At 63.6% G+C, this 17,742-nt stretch carries 15 protein-coding genes; 12 read left to right on the top strand and 3 right to left on the bottom strand.

From position 1 onward, the window contains the following. Positions 1 to 5: 5 nt before the first annotated feature. Positions 6 to 1,175, bottom strand: coding sequence for an osmoprotectant NAGGN system M42 family peptidase (locus DMY87_RS17440; RefSeq protein ID WP_110792912.1), 1,170 nt, complete (start codon positions 1,173 to 1,175; stop codon positions 6 to 8). A 202-nt stretch (positions 1,176 to 1,377) separates the two neighbouring features. Between DMY87_RS17440 and bchI the strand changes: the two genes are divergently transcribed. From bchI to DMY87_RS24225, 6 genes are read left to right on the top strand one after another with little or no spacing between them, the layout of a single operon-like run. Continuing rightward, positions 1,378 to 2,427: a magnesium chelatase ATPase subunit I gene (bchI, locus tag DMY87_RS17435; protein ID WP_110792911.1), complete on the top strand. Its 1,050-nt coding sequence runs from the start codon at positions 1,378 to 1,380 to the stop codon at positions 2,425 to 2,427. Next, complete coding sequence (locus tag DMY87_RS17430; protein ID WP_165826297.1) at positions 2,420 to 4,246, top strand: VWA domain-containing protein; 1,827 nt, start codon at positions 2,420 to 2,422, stop codon at positions 4,244 to 4,246. The genes bchI and DMY87_RS17430 overlap by 8 nt, the downstream gene beginning before the upstream one ends. Then, entirely contained in the window at positions 4,243 to 5,151 is a 909-nt protein-coding gene (bchO, locus tag DMY87_RS17425) for an alpha/beta fold hydrolase BchO (protein ID WP_110792909.1), read from the top strand. The genes DMY87_RS17430 and bchO overlap by 4 nt, the downstream gene beginning before the upstream one ends. Continuing rightward, a complete protein-coding gene (locus tag DMY87_RS17420) occupies positions 5,148 to 6,719 on the top strand; it encodes a phytoene desaturase (RefSeq protein ID WP_110792908.1) in 1,572 nt (523 codons plus the stop codon). The genes bchO and DMY87_RS17420 overlap by 4 nt, the downstream gene beginning before the upstream one ends. Further along, entirely contained in the window at positions 6,716 to 7,885 is a 1,170-nt protein-coding gene (locus DMY87_RS17415; RefSeq protein WP_110792907.1) for a phytoene/squalene synthase family protein, read from the top strand. The genes DMY87_RS17420 and DMY87_RS17415 overlap by 4 nt, the downstream gene beginning before the upstream one ends. Then, positions 7,878 to 8,045: a hypothetical protein gene (locus tag DMY87_RS24225; RefSeq protein ID WP_165826295.1), complete on the top strand. Its 168-nt coding sequence runs from the start codon at positions 7,878 to 7,880 to the stop codon at positions 8,043 to 8,045. The genes DMY87_RS17415 and DMY87_RS24225 overlap by 8 nt, the downstream gene beginning before the upstream one ends. On the opposite strand, the gene DMY87_RS17410 is transcribed toward DMY87_RS24225, so the two are convergent. Both DMY87_RS17410 and crtD read right to left on the bottom strand, forming a co-directional pair. Then, positions 8,042 to 8,821: a carotenoid 1,2-hydratase gene (locus DMY87_RS17410; RefSeq protein WP_245408958.1), complete on the bottom strand. Its 780-nt coding sequence runs from the start codon at positions 8,819 to 8,821 to the stop codon at positions 8,042 to 8,044. The two genes, DMY87_RS24225 and DMY87_RS17410, sit on opposite strands and share 4 nt — an antisense overlap. A gap of 68 nt (positions 8,822 to 8,889) precedes the next feature. Next, entirely contained in the window at positions 8,890 to 10,473 is a 1,584-nt protein-coding gene (crtD, locus tag DMY87_RS17405; RefSeq protein WP_110792905.1) for a 1-hydroxycarotenoid 3,4-desaturase CrtD, read from the bottom strand. A gap of 109 nt (positions 10,474 to 10,582) precedes the next feature. On the opposite strand from crtD, the gene DMY87_RS17400 reads away from it, so the two are divergent. The 6 genes from DMY87_RS17400 (at position 10,583) to bchZ (ending at position 17,742) form a co-directional block, all read left to right on the top strand. Then, positions 10,583 to 11,449, top strand: a complete 867-nt coding sequence (locus tag DMY87_RS17400; protein WP_110792904.1) for a polyprenyl synthetase family protein — start codon at positions 10,583 to 10,585, stop codon at positions 11,447 to 11,449. A gap of 97 nt (positions 11,450 to 11,546) precedes the next feature. After that, a complete protein-coding gene (locus tag DMY87_RS17395) occupies positions 11,547 to 12,650 on the top strand; it encodes an acetylserotonin O-methyltransferase (RefSeq protein ID WP_245408957.1) in 1,104 nt (367 codons plus the stop codon). Positions 12,651 to 12,761: 111 nt separating this feature from the next. Next, positions 12,762 to 13,700, top strand: coding sequence for a chlorophyll synthesis pathway protein BchC (bchC, locus tag DMY87_RS17390; protein WP_110792902.1), 939 nt, complete (start codon positions 12,762 to 12,764; stop codon positions 13,698 to 13,700). Continuing rightward, positions 13,697 to 14,704, top strand: coding sequence for a chlorophyllide a reductase iron protein subunit X (locus DMY87_RS17385; protein WP_110792901.1), 1,008 nt, complete (start codon positions 13,697 to 13,699; stop codon positions 14,702 to 14,704). Before bchC ends, DMY87_RS17385 begins: the two co-directional genes overlap by 4 nt. A 15-nt stretch (positions 14,705 to 14,719) precedes the next feature. Further along, complete coding sequence (gene bchY, locus DMY87_RS17380; protein ID WP_110792900.1) at positions 14,720 to 16,297, top strand: chlorophyllide a reductase subunit Y; 1,578 nt, start codon at positions 14,720 to 14,722, stop codon at positions 16,295 to 16,297. Next, a complete protein-coding gene (bchZ, locus tag DMY87_RS17375; protein ID WP_110792899.1) occupies positions 16,291 to 17,742 on the top strand; it encodes a chlorophyllide a reductase subunit Z in 1,452 nt (483 codons plus the stop codon). Before bchY ends, bchZ begins: the two co-directional genes overlap by 7 nt.

Below are 17,742 nucleotides of genomic sequence, written 5' to 3'. Positions count from 1 at the left end.
CAGCCTCAGCCACCGGTCGATGGATCGATCTCCTGGGTCGCCTCGAGGTCTTGTTCCGCCTCAGCGACCGTCTGGTGGGTAAACCCGCGCAGGCCGGAGATCTCTTCGGCATCCCGCCCGATCTGCACTTCGCTCATCGCGTAATGCACCGCCAGTTTTGCGTTCGACATCAGGGCATGCAGATGGATGCGCTCGTAGCCGTGTGAGGCATCAACGCCGAAAGTGATGAGGGCGGTGCGCACGTCGTGGCCGGCCTCGACGGCGGAGGCCGCGTCGGAGCGATAATAGCGAAAGACGTCCTTTTGCACCGGAATGCCCTGATCAAGGCAAATCTGGTGCAGCTTCTTCGACAGGTGATAATCAAAAGGACCCGTCTGGTCGGCCATCGCGAGTGTCACGCCAAATTCCTGCGAAGCCTGTCCCGGCGCAGTTGTGCCGTTGTCGACCGCGACCAAGGAGGCGATCTCCGGTACAAGGGCTGCAGACGCACCGACGCCCACCTCTTCGCCAATGGTGAACAGCCAATAGGTGTCAACAGGCGTTGCAACCTCCTGACGCTGCATGGCCTCGAGCGCTGCCAGCATAATCGCCACCCCCGCCTTGTCATCGAGGTGGCGCGACACGATAAATCCGTTTTCGAGAAATTCCGGTTGCGGGTCCACCGCAACGATGTCCCCCACATCGATGCCGAGCTGAAGGAGGTCATGGCGATGGCGCGAAAGGGCGTCGACCCGTAACTCGACATACGGCCAGCCGGATGGCTGCGTGTCGATTTCCTCGTTGAACGTGTGGCCAGAGGCTTTGAGCGGCAGGATGGTGCCGCGATAGATGCCCTTGGAGGAAAAGATCGAGACACGAGCCCCTTCGGCGAACCGCGCCGACCAGTGGCCGATCGACACCAGTTCCATCCGCCCGTTGTCCTTGAGCGCCTTCACCTGTGCGCCCAGCGTATCGAGATGCGATACGATTCCGCGCGCAGGCCGCCGCGCCGCCCCTGGTCTCAGCGCCCTGATCGCGCCGCGCCGCGTCAACATGACGTCAAGCCCGAGTTTTTCGAGTTCCCGCGCCGTATAACGCACCGCTTCGTCGGTAAATCCGGTTGGGCTTGCGACCGAGAGCAGATCCTTCAGGCGGTCGGTGAGGTAAGCTGGGTCGATGTTGATCGGTTCGTTCATGCATCCCATGTGTCGCGTGAAGACGGAAGGTCAAGCTTTGCCGGAAGGCTTCCTGTCCCCCTGCCGGGGCGGTTCAACGCCGGAAGCTTAAACTGATGCAGTTTGGCCATTCTGTTGGATGTGGCGATTCCCTCGAAAATCCTCTTCAAACCGACGCTGAAAAGTGTAAACTAAATTTTACACTCAAGCTGAGGCGGGACCCATGGCCCAACCATTTCCATTCGCCGCCATCGTCGCCCAGGAAGACATGAAGAAGGCGCTCCTGATGGCGGCTGTCGAGCCCCTGCTTGGTGGCGTCCTCATTTTCGGCGACCGTGGCACGGGAAAATCGACGGCCGTGAGGGCACTGACCGAGCTTTTGCCGGCGATCGAAACCCGCAGTGGTTGCCGCTACAATTGCCATCCCGCCGAACCGCAGCCGGCCTGTCCCGTCTGCAATCCGGCGGCTGGCTTAAAGCCGCCCGCGGTCATCAAGCGCCGCGCTCCGATGATCGACCTGCCGCTAGGGGCCACTGAAGATCGCGTTTGCGGGTCGCTCGACATCGAGAAGGCGCTGGTCGCCGGCGAGAAGCACTTCGAGCCGGGTCTGCTGGCCGCCGCCAACAGGGGCTTCCTGTATATCGACGAGATCAACCTCCTGGAGGATCATCTGATCGATCTCCTGCTCGACGCGTCCGCCTCCGGCGTCAACGTCGTCGAGCGCGAGGGCTTGAGCATACGCCATGCCGCCCGCTTCGTCCTTGTCGGCAGCGGCAATCCGGAAGAAGGGGATCTCCGCCCACAATTGCTTGATCGCTTCGGGCTGTCGGTCGATGTTCGCACCATCGACGACCTCGATCAGCGCATCGAGGTGATCCGGCGCCGGGATGCCTATGAGACAGACCCCGTCGCCTTCGGCAAGCTTTGGGCCAAGCGCGATGGCGCCGTGGGCCGCCGCGTGGTCGCTGCCCGAAAAATCATTCGCCAGGTCGAGATACCCGATTCCGTTGTGATGCGCATGTCGCAACTCTGCCTGCGGCTCGGCATAGACGGCATGCGCGGCGAACTCACACTGATGCGTGCCAGCCGGGCTGCCGCAGCGCTCACCGGACGTTTGTTCGTCACCTGGGATGATGTCGCCGAGATCGCGCCGATGGTGCTTTGCCATCGCCTGCGCCGCGATCCGCTCGACGATGCCGGTTCGACACCGAGGGTCGAACGCGCGCTGGCAACCATCAGCGACACCAACAACGACCGTCACGCCCATGGCTGAACTCGGCCCCCACGATGCCTATGACAAGGCCCTCGATCAGCGGGGTGCAGAGCTTTGGGCGGATGCGCGACTGGCGATCGAGCTCCTTCGCATCGGTGGTGCTGACATCGGCGGTCTTTGGCTCAAGGCCAGATCGGGAGGCGTGCGCGATCTCTTTCTGTCGCGGCTCCTGGAGCGCCTGGGCACCCACGTCACCCGCCTGCCGCCCGGAACCTCGGCGGCCAATCTCGTCGGCGGCGTGGATATTGCGGCAACCGCTGCCAAAGGCAGCCTTGTCAGACAAAAGGGCCTTCTGGCCAATGCAGAGGGCAGCGTGCTGATAATACCGATGGCCGAACGGCTCGATGCCTCGCTCGCCGCCATGGTGGCCAACGCGATGGATCAATCCGCGACCAAAGGCTTCCTCCTGATAGCCCTGGATGAATCACTTGATGACGAGGCACCTCTTTCCGGTGGAATCGCGGATCGTCTGGCGCTGCGCATCGATCTCGACGGTATCGGCTGGCATCACGTGAGCGATATACCAGCACCGGACGAGGCAACCACCGCGCCCGCAGCAGATTGGCGCGATGTCACCATAGACAACAGGCTTCTTAAGGGTCTTGCCTCACTCACCCATCTCGCCGGTCACCGTTCCTCGCGCATCCTCACCCATCTCGCACGCACAGCGCGCCTGCTCGCTTGCTGCGACGGGCGCAGTTCCGTCGAAGAGCGCGATGCGCTGACCGCCCTTCGCCTTTGCCTCGGCTTACGTCTCGCGCCGCAGGCCGAAGCTCCACCGACAGAAACGGAAGATCCCTCGCCAAGCCCTCAACCGGACCAGCGGGGCGAGACTTCAACGTCAAACCAGTCAGGGGACCCAGATCAACATACGGAGACCGAAAAGCCGACCCAGCTCGACGCGCTAACGGAAATGCTCTCGGCCATCCAGGCCGGGGCGCTTTCGGCCGATCCCTGGCTATCCCTCTCCCAGAGGCCCACACGCAGCGCTGGCACAGCTGGAAAATCCGGCGGCCTGCGCAAGAATGCCCGCCGGGGCCGGCCCTTCGGCATCGGGCTTGCTCCTCCTCACCCGGAGGCGCGGCCCGATATCATCGCCACCTTGCGCGCCGCAGCCCCATTTCAGCGGATCCGCGCAGCGCAACGCCAGGCTGTCAGCGCTGCCAGCAGTTCCCCCTTGGTGGAAGTCAGAGCGCCACGCGCCTTCGTCACCCGTCACGATTTCCGCTATGTCCGCCTTCGCCATGCCGCTCCGTCAACCGCGATTTTCGTCGTCGACGCGTCCGGGTCAACGGCACTTGAACGGCTGGGCGAGACCAAGGGCGCGATCGAAAATCTGCTCGCACGATGCTACGTCCGCCGTGACGAAGTCGCCCTCATCGCCTTCAGGGGCAAGGGCGCCGAGCTCCTGTTGCCACCCACACGATCGCTGACCGCAGCCAAACGCAAACTCGCCGGTCTTCCAGGCGGCGGCCCGACACCGCTTGCCGCGGGCCTCAAGGCAGGGATGGAACTCGCACTCTCCGTCGAGCGCCGAGGCAGCAGTCCGGTACTCGTCCTGCTCACCGACGGAAGCGGCAACATTGCACTCGACGGAACGCCCGATCGGGCGCTCGCCGCCGAAGAGCTCACCCGGCTTGCCACCACTTGCAAAGCCAGGGATATCAAGACGATCTGCATCGACATCGCCCGGCGCCCGCGCGAAAGCGTGACCAACCTTGCGGCCATGCTCGGAGCGGACCTGCACGTGTTGCGAAAGGCTGATGCCGGCCGGGTGTCGAACCTGGTCGACCGGTCCATGCAGGAGGCCCGCGCATGAGCCTCGGACGCGATCGACTGGACTGGGCGACCGATGGCCTTCATTGGCCGAACCGCAGCGCCAGCCGGTTTTTGAAGACGACCTCCTGCGACTGGCACGTCCAGATCTCCGGACCGGAAGATGCCCCCGTCATCCTGCTGCTGCATGGCACGGGCGCTGCGTCTCACTCCTGGCGCCATATCCTTCCACTGCTCTCGACCCGCTTCCGCGTAGTGGCACCCGACCTGCCAGGCCACGGGTTTACCCGCCCGCGTGCCGAGGCCGATCTCTCGCTTCCCGGAATGGTGCAGGCCCTCACCGAACTGCTCTCCCAACTCGACCGATGCCCGGCGGTGATCCTGGGACACTCGGCTGGTGCAGCCATTGCCGTGACGCTCGCCGCAAGCAAGGCCTCCGCCGTGCCGCGTCATGTGATCGGCATCAACGGCGCATTCTTGCCGATCCGGGGCAACGCGCTCTTTTCGCCCCTCGCCAAGGCGCTCTTCGCCAATCCCTTTTCCGCCTCGATGTTCTCGCTGATGTCACGGGTGACGCCGCTCGGTGGAAACCTGCTCACCGCCACAGGCTCCCCGATCGACGAGCAAGGCAAGGCGATCTACCGCATGCTGCTCGCCTCGCCCGCCCATGTGCGTGGTGCGCTTGGCATGATGGCGGCCTGGGACCTGTCGCGCTTCGATGCCACCCTGCAACGCCTGCCCTTCCCCATGACGCTGATCGCCGCGAAAGACGATCCGATGGTGCCGATCGAAAACTCGACCCATGCGGTGCGACAGGCGACCGGCAGCCGGCTGGTGCTGGCCGATCGCGGTGGCCATTTGCTGCACGAGTGCCGACCGGACGACGTGGTGCGCTGGCTCGACGAGGCCATCGCAGAGAAGAGACCCGAGGGAGCGGACGCCGCATGAACATCGCCGGGCGCTTTCCAGGACAAAAACCGAAACCCGGTGACAAGAGGCCCCATGCCGTAATCATCGGGGCCGGCATTGGCGGCCTTTCGACAGGTGCACTGCTCGGTGCCAAGGGCTACCGCGTTACCATCCTTGATCCACTGGACGAGCCGGGCGGCCGGGCCTATGCCCATCGCCAGGACGGCTTCACCTTCGACGCTGGTCCGACGATCATCACCGCGCCCTGGCTCTTCGAAAACCTCTGGCGGGATTGTGGCGGCCAATTGAGCGATGATGTGACGCTTAGGCCGAACACCCCCTTCTACCGGGTCCGTTACGACGACGGCACCGTGTTCGACTATTCCGGTGACCGCGCCGCGATGGAGGCCCAGATCGCCCGGATTGAACCGCGCGACGTTGCCGGCTATCGCAGCTTCCTCGACGAGAGCCGCCGCATCTATGAAGTCGCCTTCGAACAGCTGGCGCACAAGCCTTTTCACAGCCTGCTCTTCACGGCCAAGACGCTGGCCGGGCTCGTCCGCCTCGGAGGCTACCGATCGGTCTATTCGGTGGTCTCGAAACACTTTCGCAGCGACAAGCTCAGAACCTTGTTTTCCTTTCACCCGCTGCTGATCGGCGGCAATCCCTTCTCCGCGACCTCCTTCTACTGCCTGATTGCCCATCTCGAAGGAAAACACGGCGTGCACCACGCGGTCGGGGGCACCAACGCGCTGGTGCGCGGCATTGCCTCGCTTGTGACCCGCAACGGTGGACGCATCCGATTGCAGGAGACGGTCACCGAGATCGAGACAGAGGGGCGCCGCGCAACCGGCGTGCGGCTAGCCTCCGGCGAGCGGCTTACTGCGGACATCATCGTCTCCAACGCCGATCCGGCAACCACCTATGGACGGCTGTTGAAGGCCCATCCCCGCCGGCGCTGGACCGACCGGAAGCTTTCGAGAGGCGACTATTCGATGAGCCTCTTCGTCTGGTATTTCGGCACCAACAGGCGCTACGACGATGTCCTGCACCACACCATGCTGTTTGGACCGCGCTATCGCGGCCTGCTCGACGACATCTTCCGCAATCATCGTCTTGCCGAGGATTTCAGCCTTTATCTTCATCGGCCAACCGCAAGCGACCCATCTCTGGCCCCTGCCAGCTGCGATGCCTTCTATGTGCTGAGCCCCGTGCCCAATCTGGAAAGCGGAACCGACTGGACCGAAACGGCAGAACGATACCGGAAGAAGATCGCAAGCCGACTGGAAGAGACCGTGCTTCCAGGTCTTACGCGCCACATCGTCACCTCCCGCATCGCAACGCCGCTCGATTTCCGGGACAGGCTTCTCTCCTGGCAGGGCGCAGCCTTCGCCCTTGAACCAAAGCTCTTCCAGAGTGCCTGGTTCCGACCGCACAACAAGAGCGAAGAACTCGACAATCTCTTCCTCTGTGGTGCCGGCACACATCCTGGTGCCGGGCTGCCGGGTGTCGTGTCCTCAGCCAGGATCGTCGCCGACCTGGTGCCGGATCCTGCCACCCTGCTTGCCGGCAGCTGGGAACGAACAGGAAGGGATGCCCATCCATGAGCGCCTTGGAGACCACACTGCCAGACGGCCATCTCGCGCGTCCGCTCACTCGTCGGCCGATCCTGCTGAATTATGGGTTTTCTGGCGATTTCGAGGATCAGAAGGCCTGCTCGGCTGCCATCCGACGGGGATCGAAGTCCTTTCATCTTGCCTCTCTGCTTCTGCCGGGCCAGACCCGTCAGGCCGCCCGTGCGCTCTACGCCTTCTGCCGGCATTCCGACGACCTCATTGATGACATCAGAAGCGGCATGCCGGCGCTTTTGCGCCTGCGAGAACGCCTCGATCTGATCTACGAAGGGGAGCCCGCACCTTTTGCCTGCGACCGCGCCTTTGCCCGTGTCGTGCAGGAACACGCGATCGCCAAGCCTGTCGTGGAAGCGCTGCTCAACGGTTTTGCGATGGATCTTGAAGGACGTCGCCACGCGAGTATCGACGACGTAAAGGCCTATGCAACCTGTGTTGCCGCAAGCGTCGGCCTGATGATGGCCTCGGTCATGGGCGTCCGGGACCGTGCGGCTCTTTCGCGGGCCGCTGATCTGGGCATCGCCATGCAGCTTACCAACATCGCCCGGGACGTCGGCGAGGATGCGCGAAACGGCAGGCTCTATCTGCCCCTCGACTGGCTCGAGGAACAGGGTATCGACGCCGACGCATTCCTGCGCAATCCAAGCTTTTCACCTGCCCTCGGCATCGTGGTGAACCGCCTGCTTGACGAAGCCGCGCGCCACTACCGGCTCGGCCATGCCGGCATCTTGAGCCTGCCGAAACCCTGCCGGCATGCGATCCGCACGGCGGCTCTGGTGTATGAAGCGATCGGTCAGGGCATCGCGGCCAACGGTTATGACAGCGTCAACCACCGGGCGACGACGAGCCTCTCCACCAAGCTTGGCCTCCTGCTCAAGGCGCGGCATGAGGATAGTCGCTGGACGGCAACCGCTGTGCGAGACCTCCATACAGGAACCGAACCTGTTGCACGTTCGCTGGTGACACTGAGCGGCGTGCGCAAGGAGAGCGCAGTTTCTGAGCGCAGACACGAACCCGAGACCGACGGGGAAACGACAGTAGGGCGGGTCACCGATATTCTGCTCAGGCTTCATGCGGAGGCCCGTCTTCAAACGCTGAAACGCCGAGAGGCAGCGCGAGCAAAGGTGGCCGGCCTTGCTTGAGCACTATTTCGGCATCATCGAAGCGATCTTTGTCTTCAGCCTGGCCGTCGCTTTCTATGTCTGGCAGATGCGCGACTTGAAGAAGGAGAAAGCGAAGGCCGAAGCCCGCGCCCGGGAAGTCGAACCGCGGCAACAAGACGACGACCTGAAAAACGGCTAGCCTTTGCGCGGCATCCGAAAGGGAAGCATCAGCCGGACGAGCGGCATGGCGAGCCGCCGGCAATCAAGCGTCTCATGCATCATCACGACCCGCTCGCCGGCAAGCACGGTCTCCACCAGAGACCGGCGATAGAATGGCGTATCCTCGAACCTGCTCCGCAAGATCGGCTCGACTGCGTCATCGCAGGCAATTCCCCCGCCGACGCCCCAGAAGCCGCGCTTCAGCGGCTGCCCCGCAGGTGGCTGAAAGGCGCAGACCGCACCATCGGCGGCATAGACCAGTCCGAAGCGGTGGTTCGTTCCGCTCGCCAAAAGCGAGTCGTAAAGCACAACGGTCCGACCATCACGCGTCGTCCCCCGCGCCCAGTCCCAACCGGCAAAGTCCGCCTCCAGTGGCCGCGCGCCAAAGTTCATGTCGTGATAGCCGTCTCCAGACCAGCCGCCTCCGGGACATGAATCGCAGGAAATATTGACCCGTCCGCTCGGCGCCACCGGCTGCCAGACATGCCCGCCCGCCTCATCAAGGGAATAAGCCCGCAGCCCCAGAAAGTCGGGCGCCAACCTAATCTCGCCACGCATTCGCTTCGGTAGAGAGCGTTGCCCAGGCCATGGCAGAAACACCTCGTCGAAGGCAATCGCAAGCTCCGAACCGTCGAAGCGCATGGTGCTGCTGCCAATCGTCAGCGCCGAGCTGTTCCGTTTGAGATGGCTGGCAGAGCGCTCGGTCATCGCCCAGGCATGCCCCTGAGGCCCGTAGAGCGCGACATTGAAGGCCACATGGTTCTCCGGCGTTTTGCGACCCGACCAATGATAGTAGGGCGAAAAGACCGAGCCGATGAACGCGATCACCGTGAAGGCGAAACACCCACAGTCGCTCGTTCCATCAACATACCACCAGTGGTAGCCACCTGTACCGACCGCCTGGTCAAAGGCCGGTCCACCATCAACCGCTCTGCTGCGCGTTTGCCCGAGAGCGCAGCCATCGGCAGACCCGGCCCCGGATGCACGCTGCCACCCGCGAGATAGAGCCCCGGCACCGGCCCCTGCGATCCCGGTCGAGCGAAAGATGCCATCCACCCGTGCGAGGCCATTCCGTAGAGCGCCCCGCCCGTCGCCGGATAAAGGCTCGCAAAGCGATCGGGTGTCGTGATGTTCGCCGGAGCCGGATCGTTCAAGAGCGTCAGACCGTTCAGCATCAACCGCTGTTCCATGTTCTTCAGACATGCGCCGACCTCACTTTCATTGAAACGACGACGGTCGCCGTCTGCAGGCTGGTTCATCAAGGCATAGATGCGCTCCGGCCCCGCATGGGACTGCGGCAGCAGACCGCGCGCGTCGCGATCCTGCGCGCAGAGATAGACGGTTGGATCTTCCGGCGCCTCGCGACGCTTGAAGATCGCTTCGAACTCACGCTCGTAATCGCTTGAAAAGAAGACCGTGTGATGCGCGAGGGGCACCCCCGCAGGTTCTGCCAGACGGCAAGAGACAAGTGCGGAAAGCGACCGCTGCGGCCGGGTCTTCGCCGGATCGGGAGGGGTAACGTCGATCAGACGCGGAAGTGCGGCAACGTCGCCGTTGAAGATGATCTGTCGGGCAGCCAGGCTTCGGCCGGCACGCGTGAGCAGGCCAGAAACGTTCCGGCGCGAAGGATCGATCAGGATCTCACTCACCGGGTCGCCATAGCGGAACTCGACCCCGAGACCGACCGCAAGCGACGTCAAACGATCCGCAAGCGTGCGAATACCACCCTGGACAGTCCAGACACCTTCCTGCTCGACATGCGCGACAAGCATCAGCGTCGCCGGGGACAGATAGGGAGACGAGCCGCAATAGGTGGCATAACGCCCGAAAAGCTGGCGAAGCCGGACATCGGCAAAGTAACTGCCGAGCGCGGACCAGAGCGTCGAAAAGGGCTTGATCGCCAGAAGGTCTTCCGGGCGGCCCAGCCCGATCCGCCGTGACAAGGAGACAGGATTGGGCCGGGAGGCATCGATGAAGCTATCCTTCAACACCGCGAAGGTGCGACGGCTGTCGGCGGCAAACCGGCGATAGCCGTCGGCCTCGCGCCGTCCGGCGAAGTCATCGACAGCGCGAACGGTCTCCTCCAGATCGGCATGAAGATCGAGACAAGCCCCGCCCTGCCAGTAGTGGCGGGCGATGACAGGAGAAGCCGCAAGCACCAGTTCGTCGTCGATCAAGCGGCCGGCGGCCGCAAACAGCGCGTCGAACACCCATTTCATCGTCAGCACGGTCGGGCCGGCATCGAAACCACGGCCGCCGACCTCGACGCGCCGCATCTTGCCACCGGCCTCGGTCTGCGCTTCGCAGACCACCACGCGATATCCAGCAGCGGCAAGCCGGATGGACGCCGCCAGCCCCGCCATGCCGGCGCCAATCACCCCTACTGTGTCCTCGGGCGAAACCGGCACGTTCCTCTCCTGTGGCCAGTTGACTTACAGTCGCAATATGTCAATCTAAATTGACACATTATTGAGTTGTGCAGAATTTACAACTGCACATTCTCCGGAGGCGAGCCTGATGGATTTCCCCGACCGCATCGAAACGGGCATGCAGCGCACCCTGCGTTACGCAACAGCCAACGGATGCCCGCCCCTCCTCGCGAAAGCGCTGAGGCACGCAGTTTTTCCAGGCGGCGCGCGTATCAGGCCCCGCCTCTGCCTCGCGGTTGCGGCGGCCTGCGGCGACCGCGAACCTCTCGCCGCCGACAGCGCTGCCGTTGCCATCGAGCTGCTGCATTGTGCGTCCCTGGTGCATGATGACATGCCCTGTTTCGACAACGCTATGACAAGGCGCGGCGCACCCAGCGTGCATGCACAGTTCGGCGAGGAGATCGCCCTTCTGGTCGGCGACGGCCTGATCATCGCAGCTTTCGAGACGGTCGCCCGGGAAACGCAACAGACCCCGCTGCTGACCGCACCGTTGATCGCAACCATCGCCAATGCGGTGGGCAGCCCCTATGGCCTTGTGGCCGGACAGGCCTGGGAGAGCGAGCCGGAGATCAACATCACCGCCTATCATCGCGCCAAGACGGCTTCGTTGTTCAGTGGCGCCGTCTCCACCGGGGCGATCGCCTCGGGCGGCAATCCTCAGGAATGGCTGGTTCTGGCAGATGCGCTCGGCGCGGCCTATCAGGTCGCGGACGATCTCTATGATGCGGTCGGACAATCGGAAGCCGGCAAGCCGGCCGGCCAGGACAGCCGAAACGGCAAGCCCAACATCGTCGTAAGCATTGGCCTGGAAGCCGCCCTTGGCCGCCTCAAGCGCCTGGTGGCAGAGGCCGTCGACAGCGTTCCGGACTGCCCGGGTGCCGAATCCTTCCGCGCCATGATCCGCAACGAAGCGACCCGGCTGATGCCGAAGACGCTTGCAACCAGCGCGGCCTGACGCCATGGATACCGTCGGCGGAAGGGGCTTTGGGGCCAGCCCGCCGGTCGCTCAGACAGCGGACATAGCGCAGCCCACGCCGGGCATCCTGCGATCTGTGGCAATCAAAGCGAGGCTCTGGCGAAACCGCCGGATCGCATCGCCACGTTTTCGCGCCTTCGTCGCACGGTTTCCTCTCCTGCGCGGGATTGCAAACCGCAAGGCCAAGCAGCTCTTCCGCCTGACGAGCGGCTTTGTGCATACACAGGTCCTGTCAGCCTGTGTGCAACTCGGGATCTTCGAAGCACTCGATGGCAAGGCGCTGTCCACGACCGCAATCGCAACGCGCTGCGGCATGGGGCCCGAAGCCACGCGGGCTCTGCTCGATCAGGCAAGGCGACTCGATCTCGTCATCAGCGCCAGCCCCGATCTCTGGATGCTGTCCGACGCGGGCAGCGTTGTCGCCGCAGATCGCGGCCTGCGCGAGATGATCCGGCATCACGACATGCTGTATCGGGATCTGGTTGATGCGGGCGCCTTCTGGCGAGGCGATCGCGGCGAAACAGAACTCCGCCAATACTGGGCCTATGTCCGGGACAATGATCCCGCCAAGATCGGCAACGATGAGGCTGCCCCTTACTCGGCGCTGATGCGCGAGAGCCAGGCGATGCTCGCCGACTGCATTCTCGCCTCGCATGACTTCGGGCAGTACAGATCCATCCTCGATATTGGTGGTGGCGAAGGCGCGTTTCTGAGCGCTGTCGGTGAGCGACATCCGTCCGTCAACCTCGCCTTGTTCGATCTGCCGGCGGTCACTGGGCTGGCGGCCCGCCACATGCGGGAACGCGGCATGCTCACCCGATGCACATTGCATCCGGGCGATTTCACTGTCGATGCCATCCCCGCCGGTCATGACTGCGTGACGCTCGTCCGCATTCTTTGTGACCATGATGACGACCGCGTGCTGGCGATTCTTCGAAACATTCACCGACATCTTGCGTCTGGGACCCGGCTTGTTGTTGCGGAAGCCATGGCCGGCGACAGCGAGGGCGCCAATCTCGCAGCCATTTATTTCAGCACCTATTTCGCCGCGATGGGGTCCGGTCGCTGCCGGGAAGGCCGGGAAATCATCGATCTTCTGGCGCGTAGCGGATTTCGCGATGCAAGGATGGTGCCCACCACCAACGCCCTTCTGGCAGGTTTAGTCATCGCGACCCGGTGACGTCCAGTGTTCTGCGCATCGCTTTGTGTAAATATAGATTGACACTTTGCAACGTAATCTTAAGATGACACTGGGAGCAAAAGGCATCCCGTGTCCGGGGAGGGCACGACAATGTGCAGCGCAGCCATCGTCTTCGAAAAACCGGGAACGCTCACCGTCAGGCGATTGGCGCTCAATACGCCCGAGGCGTCGGACGTGGTTGTGGAATCGCGCTTCAGCGGCGTCTCCAGCGGCACCGAGAAGATGCTCTACGAAGGCACGATGCCGGCATTCCCCGGCATGCGCTATCCGCTTGTCCCGGGTTACGAAACCGTCGGCACGGTCGTCGAAGCCGGCCCGACCTCCGGGCGTTCGGTCGGCGATCAGGTTTTCGTGCCAGGCGCCAATTGTTATGAAGACGCAGCCGGGCTGTTTGGCGCCAGCGCCGAAAGACTGGTCGTTCCCGGTGCCCGCACCGTCAGGACACAGTTTCACAATGCAGAGGAAGCGGCCCTCCTGGCGCTGGCCGCGACAGCGCATCACGCCGTCTGTCGCGCATCACGTGCAGCCACGCTGATCATCGGCCATGGCGTGCTCGGCCGCCTCATCGCCCGCTTCGTCATCGCAACCGGACATCCGGCGCCGACCGTCTGGGAAACCCGTGCCGCCCGGCGCGACGGTGCAACCGGCTACAGCGTCGAAGCCCCCCTCCAGGACGGCACGGATCGCCATGATGTCATCATCGACGCCAGCGGCGACGCATCCGTCGTCGACCAGGCGATTGCCCACCTCAACCGCCGTGGAGAGCTGGTACTCGCCGGCTTCTATGGTGTGCGTCTGGATTTCGCCTTCCCGGCCGCCTTCATGAAGGAAGCCTCGATCGCCATCGCCGCAGAATTCACGCCGGCCGATGTCCAGGCCGTACTGGCACTCATCGCCGAAGGCCGCCTCTCACTCGCGGGCCTGATCACACACCATTCTGCTCCGGCCGAGGCGGCTTCAGCCTATCGGACAGCATTCAACGATCCCGACTGTCTGAAAATGATCATCGACTGGAGGAAAGCCGCATGAGCCTCGACCTCGCACCGGACGGCCTTGAGCGCCTGCAGGAGAACCTTCGCGAAGAAGCCGCCATCGAACCCGATACCCCGGCAACCGGCAAGGTGACCAAGGAAACCCAGATCATTGCAATCTATGGCAAGGGTGGCATCGGCAAGAGCTTCACCCTCGCCAATCTCTCCTACATGCTGGCCCAGCTCGGCAAGAAGGTCCTGCTGATCGGCTGCGACCCCAAGAGCGACACGACCTCGCTGCTCTTCGGCGGCCGCGCCTGCCCGACCATCATCCAGACGGCCTCGCGCCGCAAGGAAGCCGGCCAGGAAGTGTCGATCTCCGACGTCTGCTTCAAGCGCGACGGCGTCTTTGCCATGGAACTCGGCGGACCGGAGGTCGGCCGTGGCTGCGGTGGACGCGGCATCATTCACGGCTTCGAAACGCTGGAGAAACTCGGGTTCCACGAATGGGACTTCGATTTCATCCTGCTCGACTTCCTCGGCGACGTGGTCTGCGGCGGCTTCGGCCTGCCGATCGCCCGCGACATGTGCCAGAAGGTCGTCGTCGTCGGCTCGAACGACCTGCAGTCGCTCTATGTCGCCAACAATGTCTGCTCGGCGGTCAAATACTTCCGCAATCTCGGCGGCAATGTCGGTGTCGCCGGCCTCGTCATCAACAAGGACGACGGCACGGGCGAGGCCCAGGCCTTTGCCGAAGCCGTCGGCATCCCGGTGCTCGCATCCATCCCGCAGCACGAGGATATCCGCCGCAAGAGCGCCAATTACCAGATCATCGGCACGCATGACTCGCAGTGGGGTCCGCTCTTCGAAGCGCTGTCGATCAATCTCACCGAAGCCCCGCCGGTTCTCCCCCGACCGCTCGATCAGGATGGCCTGCTTGGTCTCTTCGACGCCAGCGAGACGGGCGCCGACTACAAACTCCAGCCAGCCCTGCCGGAAGACATGTGCGCCACGGGCGCGCTGAAACGGCCATCGCTGGAAGTCGTCTACGACAACGTGTGAGATCGGGTGAAGACAATGGATGACCTTCGCAAGGAATTCGAGCCGGACGATGCCAACGGGACCGCACCCGTCGGCACCGATGCCGCCGTCCTTGGCGACGGTGCAGACGGCAGTGGCATCGGCTGCCACGGCGGTGTGGAGCTTTCCAAGGCGGCTGCCCGCGCGGCCGGTCAGGGCGAGTTGATGGACCGCTTCGAGGCGGATTACCCCAAGGGGCCGCATGATCAGCCGCAATCCATGTGCCCGGCCTTCGGCTCGCTACGCGTCGGCCTGCGCATGCGCCGTGTCGCCACGATCCTTTCGGGTTCGGCCTGCTGCGTCTACGGCCTGACCTTCACCTCGCATTTCTACGGCGCCAAGCGCTCGGTCGGCTACGTGCCGTTCAGCTCGGAAACTCTGGTCACCGGCAAGCTCTACGAAGACATCGTCGAGGCCGTGCACCAGATGGCGGATCCGGCGAAGTTCGATGCTGTTGTGGTCACCAACCTCTGCGTTCCCACAGCCTCCGGTATTCCTCTGAAAATGCTGCCCCACGAAATCGATGGCGTGCGCATCGTCGGCATCGACGTCCCGGGTTTTGGTGTCCCGACACACGCGGAAGCCAAGGACGTTCTGTCCGGCGCAATGCTCGCCTATGCCCGCCAGGAGATCGGCGAAGGCCCGGTCCAGCGCCCGCGCGGCGGCTTGAAGGACAGACCGACCGTCACCCTGCTCGGCGAGATGTTTCCGGTCGATCCCGTTGTCATTGGCGGCATGCTGGAACCTATGGGCCTGGCCGCTGGCCCGACCGTTCCCGTACGCGAATGGCGCGAGCTTTATTCTGCTCTCGACTGTGCCGTCGTTGCGGCAATCCACCCCTTCTATACCGCCAGCATCCGTGAATTCCACGCGGCTGGCCGCCCGATCGTTGGCTCGGCCCCCGTCGGCGTCGACGGCACAGATGCCTGGCTGAAGGCCATCGGCGACAGCTGTGGCATCGCCCCGGAGAAAACCAATATCAGCCGCAACGCCATGCGTGGCGCCATCAAGGCTGCCCTGGCCGAACACCGGATCAATGGCCGCATCACGCTCTCCGGCTACGAAGGTTCGGAACTGCTGGTTGCCCGCCTGCTCGTCGAACTCGGCGCCGACCTCCGCTATGTCGGCACAGCCTGTCCGAAGACACCCTACAACAGCCAGGATGCCGAATGGCTTTCAGCCCACGGCGTGGAGCTGCGCTTCCGCGCCTCGCTGGAGCAGGATCTCGCGGCCTTCCAGGAGTTCAAGCCGGACCTTGCCATCGGCACGACACCCGTCGTGCAGAAGGCGAAGGAGAGTGCCACGCCTGCCCTCTACTTCACCAATCTGATTTCCGCTCGACCCCTAATGGGCCCGGCCGGTGTTGCCTCATTGCCGGCCGTGATCAATGCCGCCATCGGCAACAAGGACCGCTTCCTCGCCATGAACGCCTTCTTCGAAGGCGTCGGCACGGGCGATGGCGCCGGCATCTGGGAAGACGTGCCGGAAGACCGCAGCGCCTATCGCAAGAAGTTCGCTGCCAAGGTCAAGCAGTCCCGCAATGCTGTCGACAATGGGGAGAGCGTCGGATGCTGATCCTCGACCACGACAGAGCCGGCGGTTACTGGGGCAGCGTCTATGCCTTCACCGCGATCAAGGGTCTCCAGGTGATCATCGACGGCCCGGTGGGCTGCGAGAACCTGCCGGTCACCTCAGTCCTCCATTACACGGATGCCCTGCCCCCGCACGAGCTGCCGATCGTCGTCTCCGGCCTCTCGGAAGACGAACTTGGTCAGCACGGGACGGAAGGCGCGATGAAGCGAGCCCGTCTCGCGCTCGATCCCGACCTGCCCGCCGTCGTCGTCACCGGCTCGATCGCCGAAATGATTGGCGGTGGCGTGACGCCTGAAGGCTCGAACATCGTTCGCTTCCTGCCGCGCACCATCGACGAAGACCAGTGGCAGAGCGCCGACCGCGCACTGAAATGGCTCTGGACCGAATTCGGTCCGAAGGGCGGCAAGGTGCCTGCACCGCGCCGCCGGCCGGAAGGTGCCAAGCCTCGCGTCAACATCATCGGCCCGATCTACGGCACCTACAACATGCCGTCTGACCTCGCCGAGATCCGTCGTCTTGTCGAGGGGCTGGGTGCCGAGATCAACATGGTCTTTCCGCTCGGCAGCCATCTCGAAGATGTGCGCAAGCTTGCCGATGCCGATGCCAACATCTGCCTCTATCGCGAGTTCGGCCGCCTTCTCTGCGAGACACTCGACCGCCCCTATCTGCAGGCGCCGATCGGCATCCATTCGACGACCGCGTTCCTGCGCGAACTCGGCGGCATGCTGGGTCTCGATCCGGAGCCCTTCATCCTCAAGGAAAAGCACACGACGCTGAAGCCGCTCTGGGATCTCTGGCGCTCGGTCACCCAGGACTTCTTCGCGACCGCGAGCTTCGCGATCGTCGCCAACGAGACCTATGTGCGCGGCATCCGCAATTTCCTCGAAGAGGAAATGGGCCTGCCCTGCAACTTCGCCATCCCGCGCAAGGCGGGCTCCAAGACCGACAACATTGAGGTCGCAGAACTGACCACCAAGAAGCCGCCGATGATCATGTTCGGCTCGTTCAACGAGCGCATGTACATGGCCGAGCGCGGTGCCCGCGGCAAGTTCGTGCAGCTCTCCTATCCCGGTGCCATCGTCCGCCGCCACCCGGGCACGCCGGTCATGGGTTATTCGGGGGCGGCCTGGTTGATCCAGGAAGTCTGCAATGCGCTTTTCGACATGCTGTTCGACATCCTGCCGCGTGCCGGAGAGCTCGACGCGATCGAAGCAACGACAGCGCGTCCACGCAGCGACATGGCCTGGCAATCCGATGCCCAGGCCTCACTTGAATCCTTCATCGGCAACGAGCCCGTCCTCGTTCGCATCTCGGCCGCCAAACGGCTCCGCGAAGCAGCAGAACGCGAAGCGCGGCGGGCCGAAAACCACGAAGTCACCCGGCATCATGTCGAAACGGCCGCTCGCCTAGAGGGAGCCTACGCATGA

It is taken from the genome of Peteryoungia wuzhouensis (assembly GCF_003205195.1).
GTDB lineage: Bacteria > Pseudomonadota > Alphaproteobacteria > Rhizobiales > Rhizobiaceae > Allorhizobium > Allorhizobium wuzhouense.
This window is presented reverse-complemented; position numbering and strand designations above follow the sequence as displayed.

Coding starts and splice junctions, on each gene's coding strand:
- DMY87_RS17440 (WP_110792912.1), bottom strand. CDS start 1,175: ATGAACGAACCGATCAACATCGACCCAGCTTACCTCACCGACCGCCTG.
- bchI (WP_110792911.1), top strand. CDS start 1,378: ATGGCCCAACCATTTCCATTCGCCGCCATCGTCGCCCAGGAAGACATG.
- DMY87_RS17430 (WP_165826297.1), top strand. CDS start 2,420: ATGGCTGAACTCGGCCCCCACGATGCCTATGACAAGGCCCTCGATCAG.
- bchO (WP_110792909.1), top strand. CDS start 4,243: ATGAGCCTCGGACGCGATCGACTGGACTGGGCGACCGATGGCCTTCAT.
- DMY87_RS17420 (WP_110792908.1), top strand. CDS start 5,148: ATGAACATCGCCGGGCGCTTTCCAGGACAAAAACCGAAACCCGGTGAC.
- DMY87_RS17415 (WP_110792907.1), top strand. CDS start 6,716: ATGAGCGCCTTGGAGACCACACTGCCAGACGGCCATCTCGCGCGTCCG.
- DMY87_RS17400 (WP_110792904.1), top strand. CDS start 10,583: ATGGATTTCCCCGACCGCATCGAAACGGGCATGCAGCGCACCCTGCGT.
- bchC (WP_110792902.1), top strand. CDS start 12,762: ATGTGCAGCGCAGCCATCGTCTTCGAAAAACCGGGAACGCTCACCGTC.
- DMY87_RS17385 (WP_110792901.1), top strand. CDS start 13,697: ATGAGCCTCGACCTCGCACCGGACGGCCTTGAGCGCCTGCAGGAGAAC.
- bchY (WP_110792900.1), top strand. CDS start 14,720: ATGGATGACCTTCGCAAGGAATTCGAGCCGGACGATGCCAACGGGACC.
- bchZ (WP_110792899.1), top strand. CDS start 16,291: ATGCTGATCCTCGACCACGACAGAGCCGGCGGTTACTGGGGCAGCGTC.